A 16379-nucleotide genomic window follows, 5' to 3' on the forward strand; every position below is an offset into this window, starting at 1 on the left:
ATGCCTCCGTCCGTCATGGGCGTCTTGTGGCGCGCGGGATACTGCCGGGCCGCCGCCGCCAGCATACGGATCAGTAAGCGACGCGACAGGGGGCGTGCAGGCGCCGGGGTGCTTTCTGATGCCACGCCAAGCCATCGCGGCAAGGCACCGAGACCCTCGACTGGGAGAGACCACACCGATGATGTCCCGCTTCAACCTCCGTCGCCCCGCGGTGATCGCCGGCGTGCTGGCCCTCGCCCTCGGCACCACTGCGCTGACCGCGATCCCCGGCACCGCGCAGCAGGCCCCGACGCCGGTCGCCGGCGTGGCGCTGCCGCGCCCGGCCGGCCCGGACTTCGCCGATGTCGCCGCCCGCGTCGGCCCCTCGGTGGTGCGCGTGATGACGACGGAGCGCGTCGCCCAGGCCCGCCAGGAAGTCCCGCCGCAGCTCCGCGGCACGCCGATGGAGGAGATGTTCCGCCGTTTCGGCCAGGGCCAGCAGCAGCAGCCCGAGCAGCGCCGCGCCGGCCAGGGTTCCGGCTTCATCGTCGCCGCCGACGGCTACATCGTGACCAACGCGCATGTGGTCGGCGAGAATGCCGAGGTGAAGGTCGAGCTCGCCGACGGGCGTGAGTTCCAGGCCCGCGTGATCGGCCGCGACACCGCGACGGATGTCGCGCTGATCAAGGTCGAGGCCGGCTCGCCCCTGCCCGCGCTGAACTTCGGCAACAGCGACGGCACCCGCGTGGGCGAATGGGTCATGGCGATGGGCAACCCGTTCGGCCTCGGCGGCACCGTCACGGCGGGCATCGTCTCGGCCCGTGGGCGCCAGATCGGCCAGGGTCCCTATGACGACTTCATCCAGACGGATGCGTCGATCAACCCGGGCAATTCCGGTGGCCCGCTGTTCAACGCGGGCGGCGACGTGGTCGGCATGAACACCGCCATCTTCTCCCCCTCCGGCGGGAACATCGGCATCGGCTTCGCGGTGCCGTCGAAGATGGTGCAGAACATCGTCGGTCAGCTTCGCGAGCATGGCTCGGTGCAGCGCGGCTGGCTGGGCGTGAGCCTGCAGCCGATGGACCAGGACTTGGCCACCGCGATGCGTGCGGCTGATGCGAAGGGTGCGCTGGTCTCCGCGGTGGAGGCGGACAGCCCCGCGGCCCGGGCCGGCCTGCGCCCTGGCGACGTGATCACCGCGATCGACGGCCGCCGCGTGGACAGCCCCCGCGACCTGGCCGCCGGTGTGGCCGACGTGGCCCCGGGCCGCAGCGCGACGCTCGCCGTGCTGCGTGACGGCAGCGCCATGGAGCAGCGCGTCGAGGTCGGTAGCAACCCGGCGAACCGCGTGGCGGCGGCCGGCAAGCCTGACGCGGCGGCGCAGCCTTCCCTCGGTATCGGCCTGGCGCCGCGCCGCGAGGGCGGGGTGGCGATCACCCGGGTCGAGCCGGGCAGCGTGGCAGCCGAGCGTGGCCTGCGCGCCGGGGACGTGGTGCTGCGTGCCGGTGAGCGTGATGCCGCCAACCCGCAGGACGTGGTGGATGCGGTGAAGAGCGCCCGCGAGGCCGGTCGTCCGTCCATCGCACTCCAAGTCGAGCGCGACGGCGCCCGCCGCTTCATCGCCGTGCCGCTGCGCGCGGCGTGACGAAAACGGCCCCCGGCGAGGCAACTATCCCCTCACTCGCCGGGGACGCCGAGCGGAGCGGCAGCCGCCTTTACCTACCCCCTGAGGCGCACCGCTCCACAACTGGCGCACGTCGGTCACGGGACCGACGTGCGCCGTCTTGTCTGAAGGTCGGCGTCGGGAAGGGCCGCCGGGCTCCGCGCGACCAGCGCCGAACGGCCGTCCTGAAGATCCGGTTGGGTTACTCCCACAATTGAAGGCGGGAGGGGGCCACCGCACCGTATGCGCCACGGTTAGATCAGAGAGGGGCTCTGCCCCTCTCCGAACCTCACCCCGCCAGGCCATGGATGGCCTGGACCGCCATCATTTGGCACCGGGCGCGAAGCCAATTCTCCTGGTCGCAAGACCCTTCCGTGCGCTCAGCCGAAATATGACGATACTCCGACCAGGCGCGCGGGGTGCCAAGTCAAGGTTTGCAAAGGCCCTTCGGCCTTTGGCGGGGTAGGGTTCGGGAAGGGGCGGAGCCCTTTCCTGATCCGCCCACGACCGCCAAGCTTCGCGCAAATGAGGCAAAGCCCGCCGAGCCATCCTGTCACGACGAAGGGCGCCCCGGCCCGCAAGTTGGTCAGGCGCGACGGTTAGCTGTCCTCACCCTGCGCGCGCTGGGCGACAGGCGGGTTTGACGCCATTCGCCGGTGGCGCCCGGCATCAGGCAAAAGTTTACAAAGGACTCCAGCGCAGGTCCCATCCCACCAGCAGCCATCCGGTCCCGCGGGATCGTCATTGGGGCAGGATTGCGGCGACCGGGCTAGCGGGCCTATCACTTCCCGCCGTGACGCACCGCAATGAGGGTCCGTGTCCCCTTCCCATACTGGCGCCGACAAGAACACCGCGCTGACGCCGGCGCTCGTTCTCGGTGTGCTCGGTGTCGTCTACGGCGACATCGGCACCTCGCCCCTTTACGCACTGCGCGCCGCGCTGCTGCATTTCTCCAGCGACGGGCTGGAGCGCTGGGAGATCCTCGGCATCCTCAGCCTGATCATCTGGTCGCTGATCCTGACCGTCACGGTGAAGTACGTCGTCTTCATCCTGCGGGCCGATAACCGTGGCGAGGGCGGCATCCTGGCGCTGATGGCCCTGGCACAGCGCAGCGTGGAATCCGCCCGCGCGCGATGGTCCATCGCCCTGATCGGCATCGTCGGCGCCTGCCTGTTCTTCGGCGACGGCATCATCACCCCGGCCATTTCAGTGCTGTCTGCCGTCGAGGGCCTGAAGGTTGTGGACGAAACCTTCGAGACGGCGGTGATCCCGATCGCGGTCGTCATCCTCGTCGCGCTGTTCCTGGTGCAGTACCGCGGCACCCAGAGCATGGGGGCGGTGTTCGGCCCGATCTGCGCCGTCTGGTTCTTCGTGCTCGGCGTGCTGGGCGTGATCGAGATCGTCATCAACCCGACCGTGCTCGCGGCCCTGTCGCCGCACTACGCGGTGCAGTTTTGCCTCGAATACCAGCTCGTCTCCTTCGTCGCCTTCGGCTCGGTCGTGCTGGCGGTGACGGGGGCGGAGGCGCTGTACGCCGATATGGGCCATTTCGGGCGCCGGCCTATCCGCTGGGCCTGGCTGTGGTTCGTGCTGCCGGCGCTGGTGCTGAACTATCTCGGCCAGGGGGCGCTGCTGCTGAGAACACCCTCGGCGCTCGAGAACCCGTTTTACCTGCTCGCCCCCGACTGGTTCCGCCTGCCGCTGGTGCTGCTCGCGACCGCGGCGACCATCATCGCGAGCCAGGCCATGATCTCGGGCGCATACACCATCGCGCGGCAGTGCGTGCAGCTCGGCTTCATCCCCCGGATGGAGGTGCGCCACACCTCGGAGACCGAGGAAGGGCAGATCTACATGCCGCAGGTGAACACGCTGCTGCTGATCGGCGTGCTGATCCTGGTATTGGCGTTCCACACCTCGGACAACCTCGCGGCGGCCTACGGGATTGCGGTGACGGGCACCTTCGTCTGCACCTCGATCCTCGCGATCCTCGTCTTCCACCGGCGCTTCGGCTGGTCCTGGCCGCTGGTCATCGGGGTGTTCGGGCCGCTGCTGATCCTCGACCTGCTGTTCTTCTTCGCGAATGTGCTGAAGATCCCGCAGGGCGGCTATGTGCCGCTGGTGCTGGGCGCCGCGCTGTTCGCCATGATGACGACCTGGCATCGGGGACGCGAACTGCTGTTCGCCCGCTTCCGGCAGGACGGGCTACCGCTCAAATCCTTCATCGCGCGACTGCCGCAGTCCCGTACCATCCGGGTGCCCGGCACCGCGGTGTTCATGACCAGCCAGGCGGATTTCCTGCCCGGCGCGCTGCTGCACAACCTGAAGCACAACAAGGTGCTGCATGAGCGCGTGCTGTTCGTGACCGTCACCAATGAGGGCATTCCGGTGGTGCCGCCCGACCGCCGGCGCGAGGTGGAGGAGCTGTCCCCCAACATCCACCGTGTCTTCCTGCGCTACGGCTTCCAGGAAAGCCCGAACATCCCGCGGGAGCTGGAGGCGCTGAAGGACGTTGGTATTCCGTTCGAGCCGATGCAGACTTCCTACTTCCTCGGCCGCGAGACGGTGGTGGCGGCCGCGGTACCGAAGATGTCGCGCTGGCAGCAATGGCTGTTCACCATCATGTCACGCAACGCGGTACCGGCGACGGAGTTCTTCCGAATCCCATCCGACCGCGTGGTCGAACTGGGGGTAAGGGTGGCGATCTGACGATGGCGACGGTGACGGTTCTTCTCGCCCTGGCTGCCGGTCCCGGCTTCCCGAGGGGGAGTCCGGACCACCGCTACGAGATTGAGCTGGCGCTCGACGGTGCCGGGCGGCCGGACGCCGCAGCGTGGGAGGCGGACCCGACGCCATGGCGGGCGCGGCGCATCGCGCCGGATACGCCGCCAAGCACAGGCGATGTACAGTTCGACGCGGATAACGGGTGGTCGATTCGCTTCTACCACGCCACGGCCGACAGCCCCGACGCGCCTGAGACGCGGTTCCAGGCCGGCGCGGATGCGCTGCGGCCCGGGAGCTACGTGTCGGTCAGCGAGCCGGACGGAGTCGGGTACGCCTACCGCGTCGTTGGAGTCGGCTGATCCCTGGCGTCAGCCGCCCGCGGTCTGGCTGCGCAGTTCCCGCGCGCGGGCGAGGACCCGGTCCTCGAGCTCCGCAGCAGTCGCCGGCGTTACCGGAGCATCGATCCAGGTGCTGCCCTGCCGGACCTGGCGGAACATCGAAACGCGCACGCCGTCCGACCGCAGCGTCCGGCCCATCACATAGGCCGTCGCCTTGAAGCGCTCGCTCGTGGTGCCAGGGGGCGAGTACCAGTCCGTGATGATCACCCCGCCGAAGGGGTCAGCCGAGGCCAGCGGCATGAAGGAAAGCGTGTCGAGCGTCGCGCGCCACAGATAGGCGTTGACCCCGAGCCCGGCGCCCCCGCCGCCGGCTCCGCTGTCTTCCGGCCGGCTTCGTGAGGTGCCGAACAGCACGAGCCCGTCATCCTGCCCTGTGATGCGGCCGCGCACGCGGTCGCGGCCAGACTGGGAAGTATATTCGTCCCGGCCGACATTGCGGACTTCATCGTCGCCGCAGGCGCCGACCAGAACGACGACGGCAAGGGCGCTGAACAGGGGCGCGGAACGACGCCAGCGGAGGGTGGCACGGGTCATGGGGCCGTCTTGTAGCGCCGGAACGGTGGCGCTGAAAAGGCGAAGGCGGCCGAAACGCTTCACACCGTATTACACGGGCACGGCGAATGCTTCCGGCGGCGCCCCAGCGCGGTGCCGATCGCGCATGACGCGGAAGGCGGCTTCTAGATTGCGCGTGTAGCGGGGGGTGTCGAAAAGGGTGCAGCTCGGCAGCGCAGCATCGAGGCGCGCGCGGATGGCGGTAAGCGCCGGCCGGTCGGCGGCGAGGGCGATGGCGCGCGCCTCGAAGGCTGCCGCGCTGTCGGCGATCAGCTCGGGCAGGCCGACCGCGCGCAGCAGGCTGGCGGCGACGCGGCCGGCGAAGGCCTCGCCGGCCCGCGTCAGCACCGGCAGCCCGGCGCCGAGCGCGTCGCAGGCCGTGGTGTGGGCATTGTAGGGCAGCGTATCGAGGAACAGGTCCGCCAGCGCGTGGCGGCCGAGATGGTCGGCATGGTCCACCCGGCCGGCCATGATCAGCCGCGCCGGATCGATGGCGCGGTCCGCGGCGGCCTGCTTCAGGTTCCGCGTGGCGGCCGCGCTTTCCTCCCGCAGCCACAGCACCGAACCTGGCGTCGCGGCGAGGATGCGCATCAGGCCGTCGAAGGCCTCGGGCAGGATTTTGTGGGTGTTGTTGAAGCAGCAGAAGACGATGCCGTCCTCGGGCAGGCCGAACTGCGTGCGGGTCAGGCCGGCGATCGTGACCTCCCGCTGGTCGTCTGTCGGCATGAAGCAGCCGGGCAGGCGGACAACCTTCTCGGCGTAGAAGCGGTCCGCGCCCTCTGGCACGGTGGCCGCGTCGGCGATGACGTAGTCCATGAAGGGCGCGCCCATCGTTCCCGGATAGCCGAGGAAGACCGCCTGTACCGGCGCAATGCCGTGGGAGAACAGGGCGGTGCGCGAATTCCCCGTATAGCCGTTGAGGTTGACGGCGATATCGAGGCCCAGCCCGCGGACATGCGCGATGGCTGCGGCATCGGGCATGGAGGAACAATCGTGGAAGTTCTCCACCGCCGCCCGCAGCCGGGCCTCCACCGAATCCCCGGTCAGCCGGCCAAGTGAGATCGCATGCACCTCGAAGGCGTCGCGGTCATGCAGTTCCAGCAACCGGGCCATCAGATGGCCAACGGCGTGTTCCCGCAGCTCGCCGCTGACATAGCCGATGCGGATGCGGCCGCCATCGGGCGGCGCGGGCAGGGCCGCGCGGCGGGTAGGTTGATTCTCCCGGGCATGAAGGCCTGCGCAGCGCAGATGCAGGGCGGGATCGTCGGCGATGCACAGCGCCTCGAACGGTGGCAGGCGAAGGCTGCCCTCGGCGGCGCCGGCCAGCACGGCGTCGCGGGTGGTCGCAAAGTCGGTCCAGTCACACAGCCGCAACCGGTTGAACAGCAGCATGGGCAGCGCCGCATCGGGGGACCGCCCGGCCGGCAGGGCGGCGGCGCGGGCGAAGGCGGCGACAGCGCCTTCGGGGTCCTTGGCGCCGAGCCGGATGTTGCCGCTGATGAGCTGGACGCTGCGGGAGGCGGGGTAGAGCGCGGCGGCGCGGTCGATGGCCTCGATCGCGGCGGCATCGCGCCCAAGGCTGCTCAGCGCGAGCGCCTGACCGGTCAGGCCACGTTCCAGTTCGGGCTCGCGGCGCAGCACCTCGTCAAAGACCTCGAGGGCCGGGGCGTTGTCGTTGAGGTTCAGCAGACCCTGGCCCAGCGTGGTCAGGATCTGGATGGTGACGCCGTGGCGGCCTGCCCGGCCGCGCAGGAATTCGACCGAATCCCGGTGGCGGCCCACCTGCTGCAGGGCGGCGCCAGCATGGGCCGCGGCCGCGGCGTGGGCCGGGTCGGCCTTGAGCGCCGCATGGAAGGCGGTCAGCGCCTCCTCCGCGCGGCCGAGTGCCATCAGGCAGATGCCTAGGTTGTTGTGGAAATCGGCATCCATGCCGTCGAAGCGGCGCAGCAGGATGGTGCGGAAGACCTCCAGCGCCTCGGCGTGGCGGCCCATCTCCAGCAACGCGTCAGCCAGGTTGAAATGGGCGAAGGCGAAGGCCGGGCCAGCCTGGATCGCGCGCCGGAAACTGTCGACAGCCTCCGGCTGGCGGCCCAGTGCGCGCTGCACGTTGCCCACGTCGTTCAGCAGCGCGGGATCGCGCGGCGCGCCGACCAGTGCGGTGTGCAGGTGCGGCAGGGCGGAGGCGGCATCGCCGGCGGCGGCAAGTGCGATACCGAGCAGTCGGTTGACCTGAACGCCGCCACGGTCCCGCGGCAACGCGCGGCGGTAGCAGGCGATGGCATCGTCAAGCCGGCCAGCCTGATGCAGGGCGATGCAGTGGTTCAGATCGGCGGCGGCCATGGCCGGCTTCCTTCCCGCGGAACGACGGACCCGCTGCGGCCGGCCCCTGAAAGACGAAGGGCGGCAGGGTTTCCCCTGCCGCCCCCGCTGCTTCGATCCCGAAGGATCAGAAGGCGACGCGAATGCCCGCCACGGCGACGTTGATCGTGCGGGTGTTGCTGCCGTTGAACGAGGCCAGGTTGGTGCCGGCGCCGCCCGTGTAGCGGGCGTTGGTCGGCGCCGAAGTCGGCACGTTCTCGTCGTTGATGTTGTTGTACAGGCCGTAGAGCACCAGGCCCGGCGCCAGGTTGTAGGCGACGCCGACGCCCCACAGGGTCTGCTGGCGGTCATCCAGGTTGCGGATCGTGCCGGCCGTGCCGACACCGCAGCTGGTGTTCGCGGGACCGATGGTGCACGCACCGTTGCCCTGCCAGCCCTGGCCGAACACCGCGCCGAACACCAGCGGACCCATCGTGTAGGTCGCGCCAAGCAGATAGTGCTTCGCGCCGTCCACACCGGCGTTGACCGCGGAACCGGCCGGGGCCGAACCGCGATACTCACCCCAGGTGTATTCGCCGCCGACCGAGAAGCCATAGCCCGTCAGCACGAGGCCGGCGGTGTAGGCGGACACGTTCTGCGCGCGGATGCCGATCGCCGTGCCGTTGCCGTTCAGCAGCGGCGGGCTGGCGAACTGGGCACCGAAGCCGGCGTTCACGCCCACCGGGCCGAACGTGCCGCGGTAGCGGATCGCGGCGGACAGCTCGTTCTCGAGGCCCGTGCGGTCGCGCTGCGCCTGCGAGGTGTTGCCCTCGATGTTGGTGCGCTCACCCTCGTTCCGGTTCGGCGAGTACGACATGCCGAAGTCGAAGCCGGCGAACTGCGGCGACAGGTAGATGATCTTCGTCGCGTCGTTGCCGTCGTTGATGCCCGACATGATGTACGGGACGCTGTCAGCCAGGCCGGTCTGGACGATGAACTCGTCCCACTCGGCGTCGCCGCCGAGGGCCTGGGAGGCCGGAGCGCGGACCTGCAGCAGCGAGGCGGCGCTGTCTTCCTGACCGAAGCGGAAGGTGCCGAAGCCGTCGATGCCGATGTAGCCGTACAGCTCGTCGAAGGACACCGTCGTGCCGTCACCCGCGGTGGCGACCACGTTGTCCATCTGGAGCTCGAACACCGCACCGTAGGTCAGGCCGTTGTTGGTGCGGCCGTCCACGAAGACGTTCAGCTCGGCGTCGTTGCGGAAGTCATACCGCGAACGGGCGCGCGCTGCGTTGGTGCCGTTCGCGGGCACGGTGTTGCGGCTGCGGCCGCGGTCCCAGTCGTCCTGGACCGCGCCGGCGGCGAAGGCGAAGTAGCCGCCGAGCCGGATGCTCAGGCCACCGGCACCGGACATCGCCGGGGTCGGGGGCACGACCACCGGGGTCGCCGGCGCCTGGCGGCCGACGTTCAGCGGCTCCGGCGCGACGCCGACGGTGCCGGGAGCGGTGGGAACCGTCACACCCTGGCCGATGGCACCACCGCCGCCGAACGTCGTCTGGGCGAAAGCCCCCGGCGCCAGCAGGGCGGCGCCGACAACGGCGGTCGTCCCCAGCAGAATCTTGCGCATTCTAGTCCTCCTCATCGCCGGCTAGCCGGCAGTTCCGACGGCCGCCCTGCCCCCCCGGACAAGGTCCGCCGCCGCATTCGGCCAATTCAGGCAGAAGGGCGGCGTCGTGGCCTATGCGAACTATGTCCCGCCGCGGCGCCGCGCGGCAACCGCCCAGTCGGGGCCGCCGCGACTTAGCTGAGACACTGTGGCGGGTGCGCCACAGCCTGTGGCGCAAGCCCGTCGATCGCCGCAAGACCCGCGGCACGCCGCGGCACCCGTGGAGCCGTCGCCGCCGATACGCCGCCGAGGGCGGCTGCGGGAACGCCGAGCCGGCGTGCCAGTGCCATCCAGCGCAGGGGGCCCAGCGCTGTCGCGCCGGGATGGCTGCGCGTCGCGAAGATCGGTGACAGGAAGGCGAGGTCCGGCCGCAGCCGGCGGGTCCGGGCCGCCGCCGCCGCCCCGCCATGGGCCGCGACCGTCAGCAGCGCGTGCGGCGCGCCGGCCCGCCGCGCGCGCAGGAAAGGTAGCAGGCCGCGCGTCATCCGCCGGTCGGGCAGGTGAAGCCCCGCGCCGGCGGCCAGCGCGCTCCGCCCATCTCCAGCCACCAGCAGCACGAGCCTCCGCCGTCGCGCCAGCGACGAGAGCCGCCGGAGTACCCCCGCCTCGACGCTGCGCGCCAGCACCCCGGACCCGCGTGGCAGCCGCCGGGCCGCGGGCAACGGGTCGGGCAGCCGCAGGGGGTCCGTCACCAGCCACAGTGCGGGCAGCGGTCGGCCATGCCGAAGGCCCGGCGCCAGCCGCCTCGCTTGCGCTGCCATTCGCGCCGCATCATCCATGGGACGGATTCCGGTCCGCGCCGATCTGCCTTAGCCTTGTCATCCCATGTCCGACGCCATCGACATCGCCGCCAACCTGGCGACCATCCGCGCCAGGATCGCCGAGGCCGCCATCCGCGCCAACCGCGATCCCGCTGCCGTCACCCTCGTTGCGGTCTCCAAGACCCATCCGGCGGAGTCCGTCCTCACCGCGCTGGCGGCCGGCCAGACGGTGTTCGGCGAGAACCGCGTGCAGGAGGCGCAGGCCAAGTTCCCCGACCTGCGCGCCAGCCACCCCGCCCTGCGCCTGCACATCATCGGCGGGCTGCAGACCAACAAGGCGCGCGACGCGGTGGCTGTCGCCGACGTGATCGAGAGCGTCGACCGGCCGAAGCTTGCCGCCGCCATTGCCGCGGCCATGGCCCGGGAAGACCGGCGGCCGGACTGCCTCGTGCAGGTGAACACCGGCGACGAGACCCAGAAATCCGGCGTGTCGCGCGATGAAGCCGACGCCTTCATCCGCGCCGCGCGCGAGGAACATGGCCTGCCCGTGGCCGGGCTGATGTGCATTCCCCCCGCCGAGGGCGATCCGCGACCGCATTTCGCCTATCTGCGCAACCTCGCCGATCGGCACGGCCTGGCCGTCGTCTCGATGGGCATGAGCGGCGATTTCGAAGCGGCGATCGCCGAGGGGGCCACCCATGTGCGCGTCGGCACCGCCATCTTCGGCCGACGGTGAGCGAGCGTTTGCATGCCTCGGACGCCGGCGAATGCATTCGCATGCTTGGCTTCCGCGCCCCGCACCGTTGCGCTGGACGCGGGTGATGGTCCGGGCGCGGTCGCGCTCTGCGCTCCCGGCCCGATGCACAGCATCGTGCCGAAGGGCCATCGCCTGATTCAGGTCGGTGGTTTGAACAGCCCTGTCGCAACAGGTGCAAGGATGGAACACCCCATGAAGCATCTCCTGCGGGCGCTCGCCGCCCTTCCGCTGCTGGCCGCCGTCGCCGGCTGCGGTGCCCCGGCGCCCGGCCAGAACGCCGCTGCCGTTCAGAGCCTGGCACCGGACGCGAATCTCGATGCGCGAAGCCTGGGCCGCGGCGTCGCGGCCGCGCGGCCTGCGGCGGTACAGGTCCAGGACAATCCGGGCAGCCCGACCATCCTCTATGCCGTGTCGCCACGCCTCCAGACCGGCTCGCCCGCCAGCCTGCCGATGATCGTCACCAGCCTGGGCGCGGAACGCCAACGTGCCGACGGGTCGATCGCCTATCGCGCCCTGGTCGTCGTCAGCAATGCACGGGGGCAGGCTGGCTTCAGCCGCGCGACCACGCGCCAGGGCGACACCGTGCCGGTACGGACGATGAGCCGGGAGCGAGATTGCGCCGCCGCGGCCGGCTGCGTCTTCGTCGAGACGCTGATGCTGACGTTCCCGCCCGAGATGCTGCGACAGGCGGTGGAAGCCAATGCGCCCATCCGGCTGCGCATCTCGGGCAGCGCGTCCTTCATCGAGGTCGGCATCCCGGCCGGCCACATCCGCGCCCTGCTGGAGGCGGCGGGCGGCACGGCCCCGCGCGCTTGACGCCATGGGGCCGAGGGGGGAAAGACCGCGACCCCTTCTTCCCGCCCGCCCCCGGAGGCACCCTTCCATGAGCCGCGTCTTCTCCGGCATCCAGCCTTCGGGCGTGCCCACCCTCGGCAACTATCTCGGCGCCATCCGCAACTGGGTGCCGCTGCAGGAGACGCATGAGGCGATCTACTGCGTCGTCGACCTGCATGCGATCACCGTCTGGCAGGACCCCGCCGACCTGCGCCGCCAGACGCGGGAGATGGCGGCCACGCTGATCGCCTGCGGCCTCGATCCGCAGCGCTGCACGCTGTTCGTGCAGTCTCACGTCCGCGCGCATGCCGAGCTCGCCTGGATCTTCAACTGCATCGCGCGGCTGGGCTGGCTGAACCGCATGACGCAGTTCAAGGACAAGGCCGGCAAGGACCGGGAGGCGGCGTCCTCCGGACTCTATGTCTATCCGAACCTGATGGCCGCCGACATCCTGGTCTACCACGCGACCAAGGTGCCTGTCGGTGAGGATCAGAAGCAGCACCTGGAGCTGGCCAACGACATCGCCGAGAAGTTCAACCACGACTACGGCGTGGACTTCTTCCCGCACATCGACCCGCTGATCCAGGGCGTGGCCGCGCGCGTGATGTCGCTGCGCGACGGCACGAAGAAAATGTCGAAGTCCGATCCGTCGGACCAGTCGCGCATCAACCTCAACGACTCGCCTGACGACATCGCGCAGAAGATCAGGCGCGCGAAGACCGACCCGGAGCCACTGCCCGACCACCTGGCCGGGCTGGAGGCGCGGCCCGAGGCGCGCAACCTCGTCGGCATCCTGGCCGCCGTTACCGGCACGCTGCCGGAGAACCTGCTGCGCGAGCATGCCGGCCAGGGCTTCGGCGCGTTCAAGAACACGCTGACCGATGCGCTGGTCGCGCATCTGGCGCCGATCCAGGCGGAGCTGAAGCGGCTGCTGGAGGATCCGGCATCGCTCGACGCCGCGCTGCGGCTCGGCGCCGAACGGGCGGGCGCGGTCGCTGAGCCGATCCTGGAGAAGGCGCGGGAGATCGTGGGGTTCCTGCCGCGCTGACGGCGTTGCCGCGGGCGGCACGCCTCGTTCGGGAACGCGCCTGACGGCGCGCTTCCTGCCGAGCGGCGCCTCAGCGCCCCGGCAACCACACCCGGAAGGTCGTGCCGACGCCTTCCTCGCTCTCGATCGCGAGCGTCCCGCGGTGGCGGTTGACGATGTGCTTCACGATCGCGAGTCCAAGTCCGGTGCCGCCCGCACTGCGCGACCGGCCCTTGTCCACGCGGTAGAAGCGCTCGGTCAGCCGCGGAATGTGCTCCCGCGGGATGCCCGGCCCGTCGTCCGAGACCGCGATGCCGATGCCGCCGCGGCCGTCCCGACCCGGCGCCGCGGCCACCGTCAGCCGGACCTCCCCGCCCGACCGCCCGTGGCGGATCGCGTTGTCGAGCAGGTTCCGCATCACCTGGCCGATCTGGTCGGCATCGGCGGGCTCGGCGACCGCCTCGGCCGGCAGGTCGAGCACCAGATGCGCCTTGCGCGCGGCGAGGATCGGCGCCAGGGCCTCGGCTTCCGAGCGCGCCATCGCTGCGGCATCTGCGCTGCCCGATGGCGCCTGGTGCTCCGACACCTCGATGCGTGACAGGCCGAGCAGGTCGTCGATCAGGCGCCGCATGCGGTCGGCCTGCTCCGCCATGATCTGCAGGAAGCGCTGCTGGGCCGCGGGGTCATCGGCGGCGGGCCCGCGCAGCGTCTCGATGAAGCCGATCAGGCTGGCGAGCGGCGTGCGCAGCTCGTGGCTCGCATTGGCGACGAAGTCCGCCCGGGTTCGTTCCACCGCACGTTCCCGCGTGCGGTCAGACAACAGCACCAGGATCCGCCCGCCATCGGCCAGCGGCGGGTCGAGCGGGATCGCCTGCGCGACGAGGTCGCGGGGCATCGGCACCGGCAAGGCGAGGTCGGCGATGGCCGGACGGCCCGTCGCCATGGCGCGATCGAGCGCCTCGGCCACTGCCGGGTGGCGCAGCAGCACGGCCATGTCAGCCGGCGCACTACCGGACCCCTGCGGCGCACCCAGCGTGTCCCGCGCCGCGCGATTGGCCCGCAGCGGATAGCGGTCGGCGGAAAGCACGAGCAACGGGTCGGGCAGCGCCTCGATGATCGCCGCATCGGCGCGACGGAGCTGTTCCACCTGCGCACCGCGCTCGGCCAGGCTGCGCGCCAGCCGGGTGACGCCGTCCGCCACGGCCTGCACCGAGGGCAATAGCGGCGTATCCGGTAGATCCGGCACGCCCCCACCGGCGGCGGAGGCGCGAATACGCGCCGCGAGGCGCGCGAGGTTGTCGAGCCAGATCCGCGCCGTCAGCGCGGATGATCCGAGCGTCGCGATGAGCGCGACAAGCCCCGGCCCCGGCGACAGCGCGCCGGCGGCCATCAGTATCAGCAGCGAAACCACGGGCACCGCGGCAATGACGGCGGAAGCCCGCAGCCAGGCGCCGGACTTCGCCCGCTCACCGGCCATGGCGAGGCAAGCCGGCCGTCAGGAGCCGGCGCCGCCCGGCTGCGGAGCGGATTCGACCATGCGCGGCTCGCCCGACGCTTCGATCGAGAACACGGCGAGGCCGCGCTGCACGCCACCATCGGGTTGCAGCCGGATCGGGCCATCCACGCCGTCGAACACCTCGCCCGTATTCGGTCCCATCTGTCCGCGCGGGGTCAGCACCACGCGCGCGGCGACGCCGGCCGCGTCGTAGGCGATGCCGGCCAGCCGCGGCGGCCGCTGCCCGAAGGCCCCTTCGTAGCGGGCGTCGAAACGGGCGCGGCTGCTCGGGTCCGGCGCGGCGAACAACGCGCCCTGCAGCGCGACCTCCTGGCCCATGCCGGCGTCCTGCCCCCATAGAGCGTGGCCGAGGATGCGCGGTGACGGCTCGGAGAAGCCGGCCGGGCCAAGCGCGGCGGCGATGCTGCGCGCTGCGGAGCCGGTGCTGCCGATCATCACCGCGTCCAGCCCGCCCTGCGAACGGGCAGCGAGGTCCTGCGCCACCGAGCCGGCGCTGGCGCGGGCGCCGTGCAGCACGATCACCGGGTCGGTCAGACCCCAGGTGGAGGCTTCCGCCCGCATGGCGGCGGCCAGGGCGCGGCCGAAGGCGTCGTCGGGCGCGACGAGGCCGAAGCGCCGCGCGCCCTGCCCCTGCGCCGCGCCCATGACCCGGCGCACCTGCTGCGCCGGCGTCACGCCGAGCGTCCACACGCCGGGGCCGGCCTGCGCGGCGTCGTTGGTGAAGGCAATGATCGGAATGCGCGCCGCGCGCGCGGGGCCGGAGGCCGCGGAGGTTTCCGAGGCCGTCAGCGGCCCGACGATGATCCGCGCCCCGGCCGTGGAGGCCTGCCGCGCCGCGGCGGCCGCGCCGGAGGTCGTTCCGCCGGTGTCCATCGGCAGGAAGTCGACCGCGCGGTTGCCGCGCTCGAAAAGGGCGAGCTCGGCAGCCTGCTGCATGGACGCGCCGAGTGGCGCCTGCGGCCCCGTCAGCGGCAGCAGCAGGGCGATGCGCGACCGCACCGGTTCCTGGAGCGGCTGGCGGGAGGCGACCGAGGTGGCTTGCTGCCCGCAGCCCGCCAGGGCCACAAGGGCGGCCAGGACGGGCACGGAGGCACGGCGTGGGAGGCGAAGGCGAGACAGAAGGGACACGGTACGAGGATCCTCCCACTGATCCGGCTGGTCGGCCGTCTCTTGTGCTCGTCGCGACGCCGATCGGCAACCTCGGCGACCTGTCTCCGCGCGCCCTGGCCGCGATCAGGGACGCCGACGCGGTGCTGTGCGAGGACAGCAGGGTCACCGGCGGCCTGCTCGCGCGGCAGGGCGTCGCGGCGACCATGATCCCCTTGCACGATCACAATGAGGCGGCGCAAGCCCCTCGCCTGGTCGAACGCATGAAGTCCGGTGAACGCTTCGTGCTCGTTTCCGATGCCGGAACGCCGCTGGTCAGCGACCCCGGCTTCCGTCTGGTGCGCGCGGCGATCGAGGCGGGCGTCTCGATCTCGGCGGTGCCGGGTCCGAATGCGGCGGTGACGGCGCTGTCGCTGTCGGGCCTGCCGCCGCACCCGTTCCTGTTCCTGGGCTTCCTGCCGGCCCGGGGCGGCCCGCGCCAGGCCGAGCTTGCGCGCCTGCGCGGGGTGGAGCGGGCGGGCCTCTCGGCGACCCTCATCTTCTACGAAGCGCCGCACCGGCTCGGCGAGGCGTTGGCTGCGATGGCGGAAGGTCTCGGCGCCGACCGTCCCGCCACCGTGGCGCGCGAATTGACCAAGCGGTTCGAGGAGGTGCGACGCGGCACGCTCGGCACGCTCGCGGCGCACTACGCGGCGGCGGCGGCGCGCGGGGAGATCTGCATCGTGGTCGGCCCTGCCGAGGCGGAGGAAGCCGCCGGGGCGGAGGAATTGGACGCCCGGCTGCGCGCTGCGATGGGTGCCGGGCTCAGCCTGCGCGACGCGGCGGCGAGCGTCGCCGAGGCGACAGGGCTGAAGCGGCGGGACGTCTACCGGCGGGCGCTGGAACTCGGCGCGCCGGATGACGCCGGTTGATGCGAGTTCCCGGCGCGCGCGGGGCAGGTGCTGCCCGGCGAAGCCAGGCGGTTCGGAGATCCGCTCGTGTCGCCCGGGGACAGGGCGGGTAGGGGCCAGCGGCCGCAAATGGCGGCCTCGGATACCCGGTGCAGTTTGTTTCATGTTTAGATTGATACCGTCGCGAAGCGGGACCGCGTAGGCTCGCCG

Annotated in this window: 13 protein-coding genes; 7 read left to right on the forward strand and 6 right to left on the reverse strand. The window is 71.4% G+C overall.

Translation table 11 applies throughout. The features are described 5' to 3' along the window. Window positions 1–178: 178 nt before the first annotated feature. From GXW78_RS22460 to GXW78_RS22470, 3 genes are all read left to right on the forward strand, one after another. Window positions 179–1624, forward strand: coding sequence for a Do family serine endopeptidase (locus GXW78_RS22460; RefSeq protein ID WP_211871140.1), 1446 nt, complete (start codon window positions 179–181; stop codon window positions 1622–1624). Window positions 1625–2458: 834 nt separating this feature from the next. Continuing rightward, window positions 2459–4348, forward strand: a complete 1890-nt coding sequence (locus GXW78_RS22465; protein ID WP_338147818.1) for a potassium transporter Kup — start codon at window positions 2459–2461, stop codon at window positions 4346–4348. 11 nt (window positions 4349–4359) lie between these two features. Further along, window positions 4360–4722: a hypothetical protein gene (locus GXW78_RS22470; protein ID WP_211871141.1), complete on the forward strand. Its 363-nt coding sequence runs from the start codon at window positions 4360–4362 to the stop codon at window positions 4720–4722. A 9-nt stretch (window positions 4723–4731) separates the two neighbouring features. Here GXW78_RS22470 and GXW78_RS22475 read toward each other — a convergent pair whose 3' ends face one another. The 4 genes from GXW78_RS22475 to GXW78_RS22490 form a co-directional block, all read right to left on the reverse strand. Beyond that, complete coding sequence (locus GXW78_RS22475) at window positions 4732–5295, reverse strand: DUF3576 domain-containing protein (RefSeq protein ID WP_211871142.1); 564 nt, start codon at window positions 5293–5295, stop codon at window positions 4732–4734. A 69-nt stretch (window positions 5296–5364) separates the two neighbouring features. Beyond that, the gene (locus GXW78_RS22480; RefSeq protein WP_211871143.1) at window positions 5365–7653 is read right to left on the reverse strand and encodes a tetratricopeptide repeat protein; all 2289 of its coding nucleotides are present in this window, start codon (window positions 7651–7653) and stop codon (window positions 5365–5367) included. Window positions 7654–7759: 106 nt separating this feature from the next. After that, window positions 7760–9238 (reverse strand): porin, encoded by a 1479-nt coding sequence (locus tag GXW78_RS22485; protein WP_211871144.1) that lies wholly within the window; start codon window positions 9236–9238, stop codon window positions 7760–7762. Window positions 9239–9411: 173 nt separating this feature from the next. Then, a complete protein-coding gene (locus tag GXW78_RS22490) occupies window positions 9412–10056 on the reverse strand; it encodes a thiamine phosphate synthase (RefSeq protein WP_246522537.1) in 645 nt (214 codons plus the stop codon). A gap of 46 nt (window positions 10057–10102) precedes the next feature. Here GXW78_RS22490 and GXW78_RS22495 point away from each other — a divergent pair, with 46 nt between their 5' ends. From GXW78_RS22495 to trpS, 3 genes are all read left to right on the forward strand, one after another. Then, the gene (locus GXW78_RS22495) at window positions 10103–10774 is read left to right on the forward strand and encodes a YggS family pyridoxal phosphate-dependent enzyme (RefSeq protein ID WP_211871145.1); all 672 of its coding nucleotides are present in this window, start codon (window positions 10103–10105) and stop codon (window positions 10772–10774) included. A gap of 213 nt (window positions 10775–10987) precedes the next feature. Next, window positions 10988–11611, forward strand: coding sequence for a hypothetical protein (locus GXW78_RS22500; protein ID WP_211871146.1), 624 nt, complete (start codon window positions 10988–10990; stop codon window positions 11609–11611). 67 nt (window positions 11612–11678) lie between these two features. Next, window positions 11679–12677 carry a tryptophan--tRNA ligase gene (gene trpS, locus GXW78_RS22505; RefSeq protein WP_211871147.1) on the forward strand — a complete coding sequence of 333 codons (999 nt, stop codon included), beginning with the start codon at window positions 11679–11681 and terminating at the stop codon, window positions 12675–12677. A gap of 70 nt (window positions 12678–12747) precedes the next feature. Here the strand turns inward: trpS and GXW78_RS22510 are convergent, their stop codons facing one another. Continuing rightward, window positions 12748–14133, reverse strand: coding sequence for an ATP-binding protein (locus GXW78_RS22510; protein ID WP_211871148.1), 1386 nt, complete (start codon window positions 14131–14133; stop codon window positions 12748–12750). Window positions 14134–14151: 18 nt separating this feature from the next. Next, window positions 14152–15258, reverse strand: coding sequence for a penicillin-binding protein activator (locus GXW78_RS22515; protein WP_211871149.1), 1107 nt, complete (start codon window positions 15256–15258; stop codon window positions 14152–14154). Between the two features lie 86 nt (window positions 15259–15344). Here GXW78_RS22515 and rsmI point away from each other — a divergent pair, with 86 nt between their 5' ends. Then, window positions 15345–16190 carry a 16S rRNA (cytidine(1402)-2'-O)-methyltransferase gene (gene rsmI / locus GXW78_RS22520; protein WP_211871150.1) on the forward strand — a complete coding sequence of 282 codons (846 nt, stop codon included), beginning with the start codon at window positions 15345–15347 and terminating at the stop codon, window positions 16188–16190. Window positions 16191–16379: the final 189 nt, after the last annotated feature.

Source organism: Neoroseomonas terrae, assembly GCF_018129025.1.
Taxonomy (GTDB): Bacteria; Pseudomonadota; Alphaproteobacteria; order Acetobacterales; family Acetobacteraceae; genus Neoroseomonas; species Neoroseomonas terrae.